Source organism: Staphylococcus sp. GDY8P119P (genome assembly GCF_017892075.1).
Taxonomy (GTDB): Bacteria; Bacillota; Bacilli; order Staphylococcales; family Staphylococcaceae; genus Staphylococcus; species Staphylococcus ureilyticus.
The window spans coordinates 33,684-50,519 of record NZ_JAESKJ010000004.1 but is presented as its reverse complement, the minus strand read 5'-3'; the positions used below and the strand labels follow the sequence as shown (position 1 = coordinate 50,519).

The 16,836-nt window shown below is 36.7% G+C and carries 12 protein-coding genes and 2 pseudogenes; 10 read left to right on the top strand and 4 right to left on the bottom strand.

Annotated elements, in window-relative coordinates:
- Nucleotides 1–313: 313 nt before the first annotated feature.
- Nucleotides 314–1,660, top strand: a complete 1,347-nt coding sequence (locus KA830_RS02920; RefSeq protein ID WP_204180406.1) for an alanine/glycine:cation symporter family protein — start codon at nucleotides 314–316, stop codon at nucleotides 1,658–1,660.
- 123 nt (nucleotides 1,661–1,783) lie between these two features.
- Here the strand turns inward: KA830_RS02920 and KA830_RS02915 are convergent, their stop codons facing one another.
- The 3 genes from KA830_RS02915 to KA830_RS02905 form a co-directional block, all read right to left on the bottom strand.
- Nucleotides 1,784–2,371 carry a histidine phosphatase family protein gene (locus KA830_RS02915; RefSeq protein WP_192946363.1) on the bottom strand — a complete coding sequence of 196 codons (588 nt, stop codon included), beginning with the start codon at nucleotides 2,369–2,371 and terminating at the stop codon, nucleotides 1,784–1,786.
- 273 nt (nucleotides 2,372–2,644) lie between these two features.
- Nucleotides 2,645–3,895, bottom strand: coding sequence for a M20 family metallo-hydrolase (locus tag KA830_RS02910; RefSeq protein ID WP_070038335.1), 1,251 nt, complete (start codon nucleotides 3,893–3,895; stop codon nucleotides 2,645–2,647).
- Nucleotides 3,895–4,737, bottom strand: a complete 843-nt coding sequence (locus KA830_RS02905; protein ID WP_145381363.1) for an alpha/beta hydrolase — start codon at nucleotides 4,735–4,737, stop codon at nucleotides 3,895–3,897. Before KA830_RS02905 ends, KA830_RS02910 begins: the two co-directional genes overlap by 1 nt.
- A 174-nt stretch (nucleotides 4,738–4,911) precedes the next feature.
- Here KA830_RS02905 and allC point away from each other — a divergent pair, with 174 nt between their 5' ends.
- The 9 genes and pseudogenes from allC to KA830_RS02860 all read left to right on the top strand — a co-directional run bounded on the left by allC (nucleotide 4,912) and on the right by KA830_RS02860 (nucleotide 15,398).
- Nucleotides 4,912–6,144 carry an allantoate deiminase gene (gene allC / locus KA830_RS02900; RefSeq protein WP_204180405.1) on the top strand — a complete coding sequence of 411 codons (1,233 nt, stop codon included), beginning with the start codon at nucleotides 4,912–4,914 and terminating at the stop codon, nucleotides 6,142–6,144.
- 125 nt (nucleotides 6,145–6,269) lie between these two features.
- Nucleotides 6,270–7,058 (top strand): annotated as a pseudogene (gene allE, locus KA830_RS02895) ((S)-ureidoglycine aminohydrolase).
- Nucleotides 7,059–7,073: 15 nt separating this feature from the next.
- Entirely contained in the window at nucleotides 7,074–8,105 is a 1,032-nt protein-coding gene (gene allD / locus KA830_RS02890) for an ureidoglycolate dehydrogenase (RefSeq protein WP_064209614.1), read from the top strand.
- Between the two features lie 156 nt (nucleotides 8,106–8,261).
- A complete protein-coding gene (allD, locus tag KA830_RS02885) occupies nucleotides 8,262–9,311 on the top strand; it encodes an ureidoglycolate dehydrogenase (RefSeq protein ID WP_046207018.1) in 1,050 nt (349 codons plus the stop codon).
- A 15-nt stretch (nucleotides 9,312–9,326) separates the two neighbouring features.
- Nucleotides 9,327–11,087, top strand: a complete 1,761-nt coding sequence (locus KA830_RS02880) for an acyl-CoA synthetase FdrA (protein WP_145381366.1) — start codon at nucleotides 9,327–9,329, stop codon at nucleotides 11,085–11,087.
- A 1-nt stretch (nucleotide 11,088) separates the two neighbouring features.
- On the top strand, nucleotides 11,089–12,354 hold the full coding sequence (locus KA830_RS02875; protein ID WP_064209611.1) for a YlbE family protein: 1,266 nt from the start codon (nucleotides 11,089–11,091) through the stop codon (nucleotides 12,352–12,354).
- A gap of 41 nt (nucleotides 12,355–12,395) precedes the next feature.
- Nucleotides 12,396–13,121 carry an oxamate carbamoyltransferase subunit AllH family protein gene (locus tag KA830_RS02870; protein ID WP_226857804.1) on the top strand — a complete coding sequence of 242 codons (726 nt, stop codon included), beginning with the start codon at nucleotides 12,396–12,398 and terminating at the stop codon, nucleotides 13,119–13,121.
- A gap of 13 nt (nucleotides 13,122–13,134) precedes the next feature.
- Entirely contained in the window at nucleotides 13,135–14,082 is a 948-nt protein-coding gene (gene arcC, locus KA830_RS02865) for a carbamate kinase (RefSeq protein WP_046207014.1), read from the top strand.
- A gap of 107 nt (nucleotides 14,083–14,189) precedes the next feature.
- Nucleotides 14,190–15,398 carry a CynX/NimT family MFS transporter gene (locus KA830_RS02860; protein ID WP_046207013.1) on the top strand — a complete coding sequence of 403 codons (1,209 nt, stop codon included), beginning with the start codon at nucleotides 14,190–14,192 and terminating at the stop codon, nucleotides 15,396–15,398.
- Between the two features lie 168 nt (nucleotides 15,399–15,566).
- Here KA830_RS02860 and KA830_RS02855 read toward each other — a convergent pair.
- Nucleotides 15,567–16,795 (bottom strand): annotated as a pseudogene (locus KA830_RS02855) (pyridoxal-phosphate-dependent aminotransferase family protein).
- Between the last annotated feature and the right edge of the window lie 41 nt (nucleotides 16,796–16,836).

The following is a 16,836-nucleotide window of genomic DNA, read 5'->3' as shown; positions in this document are numbered from 1 at the left end:
ATCAAATCAGTGAGACAAGTGATTCAAAGAAATAGAAGTAAATGTAGCAGACCATTGATATTTAGGGTAGAGCTGAAGATTTGAAATTTGTTAATACTGTAAAGAAACAAAAACTGATCCATTTATTAACGGGACTATTTTTTGTTTTCACAAGCTCTGAACTCGGTTTGAGTGAACGACTCTAGGGAATAATATTACATATTACATTTTTAAGTATCTACATATATCGCTTTTAAAGTGATTGGAGCTTAAAGTCATATTACTTTGATCACAACGTATGGTGAGGTGCTTTAAAGCAAAGGGGTTGTAATATTTGGAAAAATTAATTTCTTTTTCGGATTGGTTATGGGGTTATCCACTTGTACTCCTGCTTTTGTTTGCAAGTGTATTTTTGACAGTCTATTTAAATTTTATTCAATTTAGGCATTTTTTCTATATGCTCAAACAAACATTTGGGAGTGTTAATAAAAGACCTAGAGGGGAAGGAACAATTACACCACGTCAGGCTTTAACTTCCGCCTTATCTTCAACTGTAGGTGCAGCTAATATCGTGGGTGTACCTACTGCGATAATGATGGGTGGGCCTGGTGCGGTATTTTGGATGATGGTTATCGCTTTTTTAGGCATGGCTTTAAAATTTAGTGAGAATGTCTTAGGTGTCCACTATCGTGAGCAAAATAAAAAAGGTGAGTTTGTGGGCGGTCCGACTTATTACATGAAAAAAGGCTTTAAAAACAAGAAGTTAGGCACAATTTTTTCGTTGATATTTGCCTTTGCGCTGATGATTGAAATTGTTCCAAGTATTATGGTTCAAGGTCATTCTGCGGCGAGCACGATGAAGGATACATTTAATGTGCCTATGGCGGTTTCTGGTGTTATATTAGCAGTTCTTGCTGCACTCGTCGTTTTTGGCGGTGTGAAACGTATTGCTTCGTTTGCTGAAAAAATTGTACCAATCATGGTTGGGCTTTACTGTTTTTTTGGTTTTTTAATCATTTTAATGAATATTAGTCATGTCCCTAATGTTATTTGGTTAGTGATAGAACAGGCATTTAATCCTACGGCAGCTGTAGGAGGTACATTTGGTGCAGCATTAGCTACTACAATTCGTTGGGGCTTTGCGAGAGGGATTTATTCTAATGAAGCTGGTCTTGGTACATCGTCAATTGCGCATGCAGCTGCAAAAACGGACCACCCAGTTCGACAAGCTTTCTGGGGTATCAGTGAAATTGTGGTAGACACGTTAATCATTTGTAGTACCACTGGTTTTGTTGTTTTAGTTTCAGGTGTTTGGAAAGCGAGTGATGCGAAAGCACAGTCTGCAGCGTTAACTGCCAGAGCATTTGAAAATACTTTTGGTCAATTTGGAAGTATGATGGTATCTATTTCGATGATGTTCTTCGTATTTTCAACCGTTGTAGTAGTTATTTTTTATGGATCAAGAATGGCAGAATTTTTATTTGGACTTACGGCAGGTTGGGTGATGAAAACAATATATGTGCTTTCGATGATCGTAGGTGCGTTAGGTGCTGCACAACAATTGTGGGACTTGCTTGATTTGGCACTTGCAGCCGTATTGATTCCAAACGTTATCGCAGTGATAATGTTATCGCCCAAAGTGAAATCGTTAACCACTGATTTCTTTAAAAATTATAAATAAACCTTATTAATATAAAAAGTACCAAACCTCATACTTGTCATTACTAAAAGGAAATATTGGCTTTAACTTTTAGTACGATGCATCATGAATGAGTGTTATGGTACTTTTAATTGTTGATGATATTTATGATTTCGGGCTCTGAACTGGTAAATGATGTGTCGTATTATAGTCTAGGATGTGCGTGTTATTGTCGTTAATTTCTAATGTACTGAAACTACCATTAGCAAGTCTAGTAATACCAGTGCCGATTGCTCCATTAGAAAAATAATAGAATATAGCATTAATAAAGGCGCCATGAGAGATAATTAAAATATTTTTATTTGTGTGATCTTGATGTACGGTCTGAATCCCCTTTAAAAAACGTTCGGTAACCATTGCTTCAGTTTCTTTGTTTGGATATTCACGATTCGGAAAACGCGCATCTCGTTCGTAATAAGTAAGGCCTTCTGCATCTCCAAATGCAACTTCAATAAATGATTCCTTTTCATAAAGCGGTATGTTTAACTTTTGTTGAATAATTTGTCCAGTTTCTTTAGCTCTTAGTAATGGGCTCGTAATCATGAGGTCCCATTCATTTTGAAGTAAGGAAGTGCCACAAGCTTGCGCTTGTTTTATGCCTGATTCATTCAATGGGATGTCTGTTCTGCCCTGTAATTTACCAGCAATATTCCAATCTGTTTCTCCATGTCTAATAAAACATATTTTTGTCATTATAAATCAACCTTTACCTTGATGTGTTTTAAGCAGTATCTCTTTGATATTATTAACGATTTTTCTATTTATTATGGTATAACACGAATTAAATTTCCACTTATTATAAATAATCATAACACGTTTGCTTGTGTTAGATGGTGAAACACATATCAACAGGCGTTGGTTTCAAGAACCCTGTGTTTATGAAATGATGCATGATCATGATTGGTGTGATTATGCTGAAAGATTGTATATCATATTGCGATTGATAGGTCAAAAGACTAATGTGCATTAAGTTTCCAGTACTGTGTCAACTTTTGCTAATTCGATCGTTGTTGCAATCATCACATTAATACCTTTTTCGATTTGGCTATCAGTTACAGACTCTTTTGGCGAATGACTAATGCCATTTTTACATGGAATAAAAATCATACTTGTAGGACAAATGGGTGCGAAATTCATCGCATCATGACCAGCACCACTATACATATAGCGATATTGATATGCTAGTGCCTTACAACCGTCTTCAGAAATCTTAGCAATCGCTTGATTAAATTGTCGAGGTTGATCCTGACCTAAATCTTCTAATTCATAATCTGCTTGACGTTTTGTGGTAATGGTTTCGATGTGCGTTTTCATCTCTTCGACAACTTTTTCTCGAATATCTTCATCTTTTCCTCGAATATCGATGAGTAGTGTGACTTCACCAGGAATTGCATTCATTGTATTAGGATAAACGTTGGCATACCCCACAGTCGTTACTATCCCCTTATCATGATAAGCCTGACCTAAGGCTTCGATTTTTAAAATGACTTCAGCAGCAGTAGTCAATGCGTCTGTACGCATCGGCATAGGTGTTGATCCTGAGTGGCTAGTAATACCAGCTATTTGTAACTTGAAGCGGTGTGGTGCAGCAATGTGTGTGACGATGCCAATATCTTTTTGATTATTTTCAAGAATTGGACCTTGTTCAATATGTAATTCTAAAAATGCTTTGATTTTGTTTCTTTCAAATAATGCTGCTTTACCGTTCATATCTTGCGCTAAAGGTGCAACAATATCGTAAAGTACGTTGCCATCGTTATCTTTGATAAATTTCATATCATCTTTTGTCATTTTACCAGTAAGGTATTTACTTCCTAAAGTTGCTTCGTTGAAACGTGTAGATTCTTCGCAAGCAAATGCAATAATTATAATGGGATGATCCGTTTCTATATGATGCGCGTTTAAATGTTCGACTACTTCCAGTGCACCAAGCACACCTAATAGACCGTCATATTGGCCGCCATCCTTTACAGTATCGATATGTGAGCCTAGTACAATTGGTTTTAAAGAAGGATGCTTTCCTTCTCTACGTGCAATAACATTACCAAAGAAATCAAAGTAAACATCTAAACCTGCCTTTTGACATAACATTGAAAATTTTAAGGCTGCGACACGTTCTGGATGACTAAAAGCAATGCGGTTAATCCCCCCGTTTTTGGGGTTGCGAGCAAAATTATTAAATGTTTGAAAATTTTCTATTACATTTTGTAAGTTCATCATTTATCCCCTTCGATATTCAGTTTAATTTGATTCAAAAATTGAATAACTCGTTCATATACTGCTTTACTCGTTGAGTTAACTTCACGATCAAAATCATGGCTGTCTAGGTCTAAACGTTCAAAGTGACTCGTTTCAATTAATCTAGCTATATATTCACTTTCACTATAAGGTACATCAGGATCTCCTGTACAGTGTACAATGAACATAGGAGGGAAGTTTTTCATTTCTTGTGGTGTGATATTATAAGTACTTTGTGTAGATGATTGAATCCCTAAATAGGACATCCAACGTGCTTGACCACGAACATATAAGTAAATTGGATATCTTGTTTGCAACGGCGCAGATGTTAATGGTTTAGATTGAATCAATTGATTTAATATTTTCGGTGTAATTTGTGTAGATAGCGCTTGATATTGTTTATTTGGCTTCAAAAAGGCAGGCACATGTACACGCGAGTAACCATAGAAATCAATGATACTATCAACTTTACGATGACGTGCGACAAGCATAGCTAAAAATGCACCGGCTGAACGTCCGAAGGTAATCAGTGGCAACGAAGGATAAAGTGATTTTAAATGATCGTAGTTACTCAGTGCATCTTCAATAATCGTATCAATATGACTTTCTGGGGCAAGTCGATAGGAAACCATTATTAAGTGATAGGATTCGGATAAAATATCTATATACGCTTGCGGTAAATCGTTTGGTTGTCCAAAAATGAGTCCGCCACCATGAAAGTACATAATGACGCCTTTAGGGCTTTGGTTTTTAGCTGCTATGATGGAATAAGGTAATGGAAAACCATCCTTTGATAGACAAGTAGCTTTTTGTTGAGTCAAATTGACCTAGCCTCCTATTAGATATATTTTGCTAAATATATTATCTCAAATAAAAAACACGACGTATTTGTATAAATCGAATAAAAGTAAAGAACATTATTGTTAGAATTGTGAATGATAAGTCATATGTAAACGCTTATAATTGTATGTGAAATGAAAAAGGAGTTGAATTACATGGACATCCGATCTTCTTTTGAGGCTCTAGACAAAAAATTCACTGCGTTTGGCGGTTTGACTGGTGGAGGCATCACGCGTCTACTTTATTCTAAAGAATGGTCAAATGCTGTACAAGCATTGAAAGAAACACTAGAAAAAGATGGATTTGAAACAGAATTCGATAGCATCGGCAACTTAAAAGGACGTATTGAAGGTAGTAAATACCCTGAAGAAACAATTATGTCCGGTTCTCACATTGACACAGTTGTTGAAGGTGGTCATTTAGATGGTCAATTTGGTGTGTTAGCTGCTGTTGTTGCGATGCAGTCACTTAAAGCCGAATATGGCCAACCATTACGTTCATTAGAAATTTTAGCTTTAGCGGAAGAGGAAGGTAGTCGTTTCCCATTTGCTTTCTGGGGAAGTAAAAACTTCTTCAACTTAGCTGATAAAGCTGATGTAGATTCAATTGCTGATGGTGAAGGTGTTGCTTTTAAAGAAGCGATGCGTGAATGTGGCTTTGATTATCGAACAGCAGATAATGATTATAGTTACATAAAATCATTTATCGAAGTGCATATTGAACAAGGTAAAGTATTAGAGACGGAAAATAAATCAATTGGTGTCGTTAACGGCATCGTTGGTCAAAAACGTTATACGATTAAATTAAAAGGTGAAGCAAACCATGCAGGTACGACACCGATGGGCTTGAGAAATGACGCAGTTGTAGCTTTCAGCAAAATTGCTAATCAATTAACAGATCGTGCGCGAGAAATAGGGGATCCATTAGTCATTACATTTGGTCGTGTAGACCCAGTGCCGAATACAGTTAATGTGGTTCCAGGAGAAGTTACGTTCTCTATTGATTGTCGTCATATTAATCAAGATGAGTTAAATCAATTTGCAGAAGAAATTGATGCATGTATTAAACGTGTATCTGAAGAAGAAGGCGTGCAATGCGACATCGATTTATGGATGGATGAAGCACCGACTTTGATGGATGAACGCTTGGTTAAAGAAGTTCAAAATGCTGCTGAAACAGTAGTGGGTGAATCAAAGTGGAAATTAATGCCTTCTGGTGCAGGTCACGATTCTCAAATTTTTGCTAAATATGTGCCAACATCAATGTTGTTTGTACCATCTATTAATGGTGTGAGTCACAACGTTGAAGAAGAGACAAATGTAGAAGATTTAGTTAAAGGTATCGAAGTGTTAAAACAAGTATTATATAAACTTGCTTATAAAGAATAATACTTAGTCATAGACACCTAGAACAACATCATTGGGCTATATAAATAAACATGGTTCAACAAACTTTTTATAGAGAAAAGCAAAAAAGATTTTAAATACAGATAAAGAAAAGGAGCATTTTATTTATGGGTTATATTAATCATAATCAAGGATATAGAGAAGGTTTATTAGAAACACGTTCAGTAATTAAAAAAGATAACTATGCAGTCATCACACCAGATGGTTTAGTAAATAATGTTGTACCTGGTTTTGAAGATTGTGACGTAACGATTTTAGGTTCACCAAGACTTGGTGCGCGTTTCGTAGACTACCTCGTAACATTGAAAAATCAAGGTGGAAATAGACAAGGATTTGGTGGAAATGGTGTTCAAACATTCATCTATGTTGAATATGGAAACATCAACGCGTATGCAGATGATAAAAAATATGAGTTGAGTGCAGGTGGTTATTTATATGTACCATCTCATCAAGTAATGACATTTGAAAATAGCAATCAAAATAATGACAGCCGAGTATTCTTATATAAAAAACGTTATCAACCTTTAGAAGGTTATACGCCAGAAGTTGTAACTGGAAACGTTAATGATATGGTTCAAGAGCCATATGAAGGCATGGAAGAAGTTAAAATTCTTGATTTGCTACCAAAAGAATTAGCATATGATATGAATATTCACATCTTGTCATTTAAACCAGGTGCTTCACACGGTTATATTGAAACACACGTTCAAGAACATGGGGCTTATGTATTAAGTGGACGTGGTATGTACAACTTAGACAACGAATAGCAACCAGTTGATAAAGGTGATTATATCTTTATGGGTGCTTATGCACCACAAGCAACTTATGCTGTTGGTTTAGACGAACCATTCGCTTACATCTATTCCAAGGATGCAAATAGAGATATAGAAATTTAAGGAAGGTTGTTAGTCATGGAAGAGGGAGCATTAATATACGTCGAACGTGGTAAACTACGCCAATTATTTAAAGAGAAATTAACACACGCAGGTTTACCTGACGCGCAAGCTGAAAAAACAGCAGATCTGATGATATTTGCTGACGAACGAGGCATTCATTCACATGGCTCAGTTCGAATGCAGTATTATGCAGAACGAATTGCTAAAAAAGGTTTTAATTTGGAACCAGATTTGAAATTTACGAAGACGGGTCCTTCAGCAGGCACATACTTCGGCGATAATGCTGTTGGCCATTATGTTGCATATCAAGCGATGGAAGAAGCGATCAATTTAGCAAAATCCAGTGGTATCGGCATGGTAGGTATTCAAGAGATGGGGCATAGTGGTGCCATTGGCTATTTTGCAGAACAAGCTGCAAAACAAGGTATGGTTGCATTAACCGTATGCCAATCTGACCCAATGGTCGTACCATTTGGTGGTACAGAATCTTATTTTGGTACGAATCCAATCGCTTTTGCGTCACCACGAAAAAGTGGTGATCCTATATTGTTTGATATGGCAACAACGGTACAAGCGTGGGGGAAAATATTAGACGCACGCTCAAAAAACAAATCAATACCTGATACATGGGCAGTGGACAAACATGGTGAACCTACTGCAGATCCTTTTGAAGTAGCTGCGTTATTACCTGTTGCCGGACCAAAAGGTTACGGTTTGATGATGATGGTAGACATATTAGCAGGTAGCTTGTTAGGTTTACCGTTTGGTAAGCATGTCACTTCAATGTATGAAGATTTAAGTCAATATCGTAGATTAGGACAATTTCATATCGTAATTAATCCAGCATATTTTGGTGATGAAACACAGTTTTTAACACAGGTTTCTGACATGGTAGATGAGTTGCATGACGTTAAACCTGCTAAAGGTTTTGATCAAGTGTATTATCCAGGTGAGATTCAAGAAGAAGTTAAAAAACAATATGCAGAGCGAGGTATTCCAGTTCCGCAAGAAATTTATGATTATTTAATATCTGATGACATATATTAGGAAGTAATAAAAAGAAGTGAACGAGATAATTTAATGTAATAAATGGTGACTTATGACATTTAGCATGGTGCGTCTTTAGTAACTTCTTTTTTTACTGCTTGAAAACACAAATTTTAATGAAATATAACACAATAATAGTAATAAGGAGGTTGTAATATGCGTGTTTCTAAAAATGATTTATTTGATTTAATGAAAAATAAACTAGTTAAAGCAGGATTAAATGAAGATGCTGCAAAGGATGTCGCTGATGTTTTGACTTTTGCAGACCATAGAGGTATTCATTCTCATGGTGCAGTCAGAGTGGAATATTATGCGGAACGTATTGCTAAGGGAGGTATTACTGCTAACCCTGAGTATCAATTTGAGCAAACAGGTCCTTCGACAGGTGTTTTTGAAGGGGATAATGGCCCTGGACATCAAGCTGCGAAACAAGCGATGGAAAAAGCAATTGCAATGGCAAAAGAAAATGGTGTCGCAGTTGTTGGTGTGAAACATATCTCTCATAGTGGTGCCTTAGGTTACTTTGTGGAAATGGCATCTAAAGCAAACATGGTTGGTTTAAGTATGTGTCAATCTGATCCAATGGTCGTACCGTTTGGTGGTACAGAACCTTATTTTGGTACAAATCCAATTGCATTTAGTGCGCCGTCTAATGATGAGAGAATTATTACATTTGATATGGCGACAACAGTACAAGCATGGGGCAAAGTGCTCGATGCTAGAGCCAAACATCAATCTATTCCAGATACTTGGGCAGTAGATGCTAACGGCGAGCCAACAACAAATGCAAGAGATGTTCATGCACTAGTTCCAGTGGCAGGTCCAAAAGGTTATGGTTTGATGATGATGGTAGATATCTTGTCTGGAAGCCTGTTAGGTGTGCCACATGGTGTTCATGTTTCATCTATGTACAAAGACTTAACTAAAGGTCGTGACCTAGGACAATTACACATCGTCATTAACCCTGCATTTTTTACTGACTTAGATCAATTTAAATCACGTATTTCAACGATGTTAGATGAACTAAAAGCGCAACCAGCTGCTGAAGGATATGGAGAAATATTCTATCCAGGTGAACGTGGACGCTTACGTAGTGAAAAATACGATGAAAAAGGCATTGAAATAGTTGATGAAATTTACGATTACTTAGTGTCAGAGGATGTACACTTTGATCGTTATCATGGAAAAAATAGATTTGCAGAATAATAACGGAGGAATAGTATGTTATACACAATAATTAAAGAAAACACGTACCAAGATTCGATTGTATTAATGTTGTTATCGAATAAATTGTCTGCTATTGATGGTGTGAACCAAGTTTCAATTATGATGGGCACGCCTGCCAATAAGGATATTTTCAAATCATCAGGATTTGACACTGAAGCATTAGATAATGCAAAACCTAATGACATCGTTGTGATCGTAGATACTGATGATGAATCTAAAGTTGATGAAGTTAATGAACAAGTTGATGCAGAACTCAAAGGTAAAGGTGAAGAGGATGACAAGTCTAAAAAGCAAGACGAAGCTTCAAACTGGAACCGTGCTTTAGAATTAGCAAACAATCCAAACTTGGCATTAATTTCAATTCCTGGTCAATATGCAGCGATGGAAGCTGAAACTGCTTTGAAAAACAATTTAAATGTATTTATGTTTAGTGATAACGTTGCAAAAGCTGACGAAGTGCGCTTAAAACAAATGGCGCATGAAAAAGGATTATTAGTGATGGGGCCTGACTGTGGTACAGGGATAATCCATAGCCTACCACTTGCATTTACTAACACAGTGAACGAAGGTGACATTGGTGTTATCGGTGCTTCTGGTACAGGTATCCAAGAAGTGACTACTATCATTGACCGTGAAGGCAAAGGTGTGACAAATGCAATCGGTACTGGCGGTCGTGACTTATCAACTGAGGTTGGTGCGATTACGATGTTAGATAGTATAAAAGCATTAAATGCCGATCCTAAAGTTAAAGTCATTACTGTTATATCTAAACCACCAGCTAAAGAAGTCGAAGAAAAAGTATTAAATCTTCTACGTAATATTGAAAAACCTGTGGTTACCTTATTCTTAGGTTCTAAACCAACTTACACAGAAGAAAATATCTATCATGCATATACTTTAGAAGAAGCGGCACGCGTATCTGTCCAACTATCTAATGATGAAACGCCGCAATTTAACCCAACTTTTAAGGAAAATCTTGGTATTAAATTTGCTGACAATCAAGACGGCATCAAAGGATATTATTCAGGTGGTACTTTAGCTTCAGAAGCAGCAATGTTAGTGAAGGATACTTTAGGCGACGCTTCAGGTGAAGTAACACCAGAAGGATTCTCATATAAAGGTGGAAACCATGAAATTATCGACTTAGGCGATGACATTTATACACAAGGTAGACCACATCCAATGATTGATCCATCGAAACGCATTGAAATGTTAGAAACATCATCTGATGATCCATCAACTGCTGTAATTATGTTAGATAATGTTATTGGTTATGGTAGTCATGATGATATGGCTAGCGAACTTGCACCGACAATCAAAACGATTTTAGACAAAGTTAAAGCTAATGGTCGTTCATTAGCAGTGCTTGCTACAGTTGTTGGTACGAAACATGATCATCAAGGGTATGATAATCAAGTTAAAACTTTAAAAGAAGCTGGTGCGATTGTTTGTGAAACAAACGACCAAATGGTTCGTACTGCGCTTAACTTAGTTGGCAGCAGCGTAGCACAACCAAAATTATCAACGAAATCATTTGATTCAGAACCTGTAGATTTAACTGTCGATGAAAAAGTGATGAATTTAATAAACATGAAACCAAGCGTGATTAACATTGGATTGAAGAGCTTTACTGAAGCAATCCAAGCAAGCGATGCACCAGTCGTGCAATTCAACTGGCGTCCAATTGCAGGAGGAGACGAAAAATTAATGAAAGTACTGCAATTCTTAAACAATTATGAAGGAGAGACGGTATAAAATGGCATATAAAACAATAGATGAAGCTAACCAAGCAGTCATTGATAAGATGATTGCAGCAGCACCATTTTTAGTGGATGTCGTGCCAGCTAAATCTAAAATTCCTGAACTCAAAGAAAACGTATTATTACATGCTGGTCCACCAATTAAATATGAAAATATGACTGATCCTATGCAAGGTTCTTGTGTCGGTGCAATTCTTTTTGAAGGATGGGCAGACAATGAACAAGACGCACGTAAATTGTTAGAAGAAGGTCAAATCACTTTCATCCCTTGTCACCACGTCAATGCAGTTGGTCCAATGGGTGGTATTACATCAGCTAATATGCCTGTACTTGTTGTGGAAAACAGAGAAACAGGTAACGAAGCATATTGCCAAATGAACGAAGGTATCGGCGCAGTATTACGTTTCGGTGCTTATAATGATACAGTAGTCAATCGTCTTCACTGGATGAAAGATGTTTTAGGACCGGTATTAAGTAAGGCATTACACAAAATGAACGATGGTTTAAATGTGAACGTATTAATCGCTAAAGCAATTGCAATGGGTGATGAATTCCACCAACGTAACATTGCAGCTTCATTAGCTTTCTTAAAAGAAGTTACGCCTATCATCTCATCATTAGATGATGTTGAAGCAGAAAAACGTACTGAGGTATTACAATTCTTAGCTGATACAGACCAATTCTTCTTGAACATAGCGATGGCTACAGGTAAAGCTATGATGGATGCAGCACGTACAATTGAGCACGGTACAGTTGTAACAGCGATGTGTCGTAACGGTGAAAACTTTGGTATTCGTATCGCTGGTATGGGCGATGAATGGTTTACTGCACCAGTCAATACACCACATGGGCTATTCTTCACAGGTTACTCTGCTGAAGATGCTAATACTGATATTGGTGACTCAGCGATTACTGAAACGATTGGTGTTGGTGGTATGGCAATGATCGCTGCACCAGCTGTAACTAGATTCGTTGGTACTGGGGGCTTTGATGACGCATTAGATATCAGTAATGAAATGACTGAAATTTGTATTGGTGAGAATCCAAACTTTGCCATCCCTACATGGAACTTTAAAGGTGCTTGCTTAGGTATTGATGCACGTAAAGTTGTTGAAACTGGTATTACGCCAGTTATTAATACAGGTATTGCTCATAAAATTGCAGGTTATGGTCAAATCGGAGCAGGTACCGTTCACCCACCGATTGAATGTTTCGAAAAAGCAATTACGGCATATGCTGAGAAATTAGGTTTTAAAGCGTGATTTTCCACGCAACAGCTATAGGCAATATTGCCCAGGAAATATTGGCAAATCATCAAACCTTTTATGTGCATAGTATATTTAACAAAGGATTCAATATTGTCAATGATGCGCAAGAACTGGTATTTATAGGTACAGATGAAAATGGCATGTTTCCGTTCGGCATATTAATAGATCAACAAACGAAACAAAGTTTGTTAAAAGAGATTGCTTTAAACCAACAAATCTCTATAGGTCCTAACACGATATATATTAGTAAAACGTGCCAACTTGTGTGGCATGTCCCATCATTGCCATTTAAAGACTTCGCTGAAAAGGTAAATAATGATGAACTCAAGCAGAATATATCGACATATGATTTTACGATGTATGAAGAAGGTGACTTTGACCGCCAAACAATGAGCCGAATCATACATGCGCTTAAAGATGAAGATGTTGAAACCGTAGAACATTATTATCGCTACTTAATTGGTAGAGGAAAAGGGCTCACACCCTCTGGTGATGACATTCTAACTGGTATGTTGTTCATTCATTTTACTGATCCTTATATTAGAAAACCAAATTTAGAAAAGTTAAAACAACTACTTGATGAACCATTAACAACACTAGTAGGAGAAACATTTTTAAAATGCGCACAGCAAGGGTTGTTTAGTTCGAAAATATCAGAGTTACAACATGAGCCGTCACTGGCAAATATTGAGCGACTGCTTAAAGTAGGTTCGTCATCAGGAAGAGACACAGTATATGGCATGTTTGTAGCATTAACTTGAAGGAGTGAAACGTATGAGTAAGCGTGTTGTACTTGCTTTAGGCGGTAACGCTATTTTACAACCTAAACAAGAAGCGTCATACGACAATCAATATAAAAACGTGTTTGCTGCTACACGAAAAATGGCAGAGTTGAAAAAAATTGGACATAACGTTGTCATTACACATGGTAATGGACCACAAGTCGGTAATATTATTGCACAAAATGAAGCGGCAAAAGACGTTGTAGATCCACTTCCAATCAATGCATGTAACGCTGAATCACAAGGATTTATTGGTTATATGATGGAAGAATCTTTAAAAAATCATTTACATGCATTAAATATTCAAAGTGATGTGGTAACATTATTAACAATGGTAGAAGTGGATAAAGATGATAAGGCATTTGATAATCCAACAAAACCAATTGGCGTATTTTTTGACGAAATTGAAGCAAAACGCCTAGAAAAAACGCATGGTTTTGTGATGGTAGAAGATGCTGGTAGAGGTTACCGTCGTGTTGTTCCTTCACCAGAGCCACTCGTGATTCACGGTGTCAATCAAATTAAAGCATTGATTGACCAAGCGATCGTTATTTCATCTGGTGGCGGTGGTATACCAGTTTATCGTGATGAAAACGGGAATATTCAAGGTGTGGAAGCGGTTATCGATAAAGACCGCTCTGGTTTAAAACTTGCGCAACAAGTTGAAGCAGACACATTTATGATGTTAACAGATGTATCAAATGTTTGTGTGAACTTTGGTAAACCGAACGAAAAGAAATTAGCAACAATTTCAGTTGAACAAGCAAAAACTTATGTTGCCGAAGGGCAATTCCCTGCAGGAAGTATGTTACCTAAGATTGAAGCTGCGATTCAATTTGCTGAAATGGGTAAAGAAGCGATTATCTGTTCATTAGATGATGCAGTTGAAGCATTAGAGGGTAAAGCAGGTACACGTATTTTATTAAATGTTGAACAATAATGGATGAGTTCTTTAGAAACAATTACTTGCGAATCGTTCAAATGGTTTTCATTTGATCGATTCGTTGTATTATTATATTAAAAGATTTGGAAGAAAGGTGGTATAAGATGACTGAACCCTATCGTATACATAGAATTAAAGAAAATTGGGGCGTAATTTTGGCAATTGTGTTTATTGCTTCTACCTTACGTGCGCCACTCACATCAGTAGGGCCTGTAGTTGATGAGATCAAGCATGTAATGGAAATTAATAACAGTGTTGCTGGCATCTTAACTACTATACCGCTCATTATTTTTGCGATTGTTTCTCCATTAGTATCGAGAGTAACGTCGCGTATCACAATGTCACGTACAATTCTGTACTCTACTATATTACTAATAATTGGATTGTATTTACGTGTAGCTGGTGATTTTACTTTATTTATTATTGGTACATTAGTATTAGGGATAGCAATTGCATTTGGTAACGTTGTACTACCTAGCTATGTAAAATGGTATTTCCCAATGCAAATCGGCATTGCTACGGGCATTTATAGTGGAACTATGAACTTTACAGCAGGCTTAGGTGGCGGGTTAAGCTTCCCATTATCACAAACATCACTCGGTTTTAGGTTGTCACTGTCATTTTGGATTATTCTAGGTATTATCGCGATTATTTTGTGGATTCCTAAAGCACGTCAAGGTGCGCAATTAGAACAACATACAATTGATCAAACACAAGTCAAACATCGTAAGAAAGTCAATATTGTCAAATCTAAATTAGCTTGGATGGTTGCTTTGACGATGGGCTTCCAATCTATGGTATTCTATACCGTTGTCGCATGGGTGCCATCTATATTAGTTGATAGAGGGGTAGATCCATCCACAGCAGGTTATTTATTAATGCTCAATCAATTTTCTCAAGTACCTATGACATTTTCATTTCCAATTATAGCATCTAAATTGAAAGACCAACGTATATTGGTCGTTATTATCACAATTTTATTCTTAACTGGTTTTGGCTTATTCTTTACACAATCATTAGTGTTACTTGTTATTGGTATGGTTATTGCTGGTTTAGCAATGGGAGCATGTTTCAGTTTATGTATGACATTCTTCTCAATCCGTGCACGGACGAGTGATGGTAGTATTTCATTATCCGGTTTTGGTCAATCTGTAGGATACTTAATTGCAGCGATTGGACCATTTTTAATTGGATACTTGCATGATTTCACAGGAAATTGGATATCAGGCATTGTTGCATTATTACTCATGTCATTACTATTCTTTATTTTTGGTTATCCTGCAGCTAAAAATAGAGTTGTAGAAGATGAATAATAGCAAAGACTTAAATTTATAATGAAAAAATTAAAAAGGTACGACACCAATGGTTTTTGATGGGCACCTCTAAAGTTGGACTAAAAATCTAACTTCTGAGATGTGCATCATTTAAGGATTGGAGTTGTACCTTTTTTGATTTATATAGTCAAATGATGTGTTGAAATCTTATGATATCGCATTATTATCATAGTGATTGATAAGTGTTTTAATTGCATTTTCTATATCAAGATTTTTGATAAGGCCTTGAGCAAGAAGGTGAGTTGCAAATGCAGCTAAAAATGTTAAGATATTCTGTTTTTGGATAGCATAACCCATGATACCGATTCTCCATATTTTACCTTTTAACTCTCCAAAGGATCCTGCAATTTCTATGCCATAATTTTTTAATAAACTGTCTCTGAATGCTATATCATCTATACCATCAGGAATATTAACGCATATAACCATTTTCATTTCGTTCGATTCATTGCCGTATATTTCGAGTCCTAATGCCTTCAAGGCTGCTTTTAAACCTTCTTGGTGAAAGGCATGCCGTTGCGCACGTGCTTCCAGTCCTTCAGATAGTGCTAATCTTAGACCAGTATGAAGTGCATATATTGCAGTCGTTGCTTCAGTATGATGATTTAAACGTTTTGGGCTCCAATAATCTTGTAATTGTGCTAAATCTAAATAATTACTTCTGATAAAATGATCTGGTTCTGTGGTTTCAGTAGAGCGAATGCCAAGTTCTACACGTTTGCGCGCATTGATGGCATCACTAAATCTATCGTTGAAAGTAATTGGGGTAATACCTGAAGGAATAGATAAACATTTTTGAGCGCCACCGATGACTGCATCTAATTCCCACTCATCTACTGGAATAACCATACCTTGGTATGTAGCCACAGCATCAACAACAGAAAATATCCCTCTTTCTTTACATGCTCGACCAAGTTGATCAATTGGTTGCAATCTACCAGTCGATGTTTCACCGTGTACAATAGCAAGTACTTTTGGTTGATATTGATCTAAAGCTTCAATGATTTCTGATTGTTCAAATACCTCTCCCATTGGTTTATAAATGCTGTGAACGATACCACCAGCACGCGTAACCAGTTCAGCGAATAAATAGCCAAAACGTCCGATGACTGGAACTAGGACATCATCACCAGGTTTAACAATACTGGAAATCACAGCTTCTAAGCCAGCACGACTTGTGCCATCAATAGGAAATGACCATTGATTTTTTGTTAAAAAAGATTTACGAATTAGTTCCATTGTTTGATTCATAATGTCTACAAATTCATAGTCAAATTGACCTAAAATAGAGTTTGACATTGCTTGTGAAACGCGGGGTCTACGCTAACAGGGCCAGGTGTCATAATTAATCTTTTGTTGATTTTTAAATCATCCATATTTATTACCTCGTTTTCCTTTAAATTCCGTCATTATATAT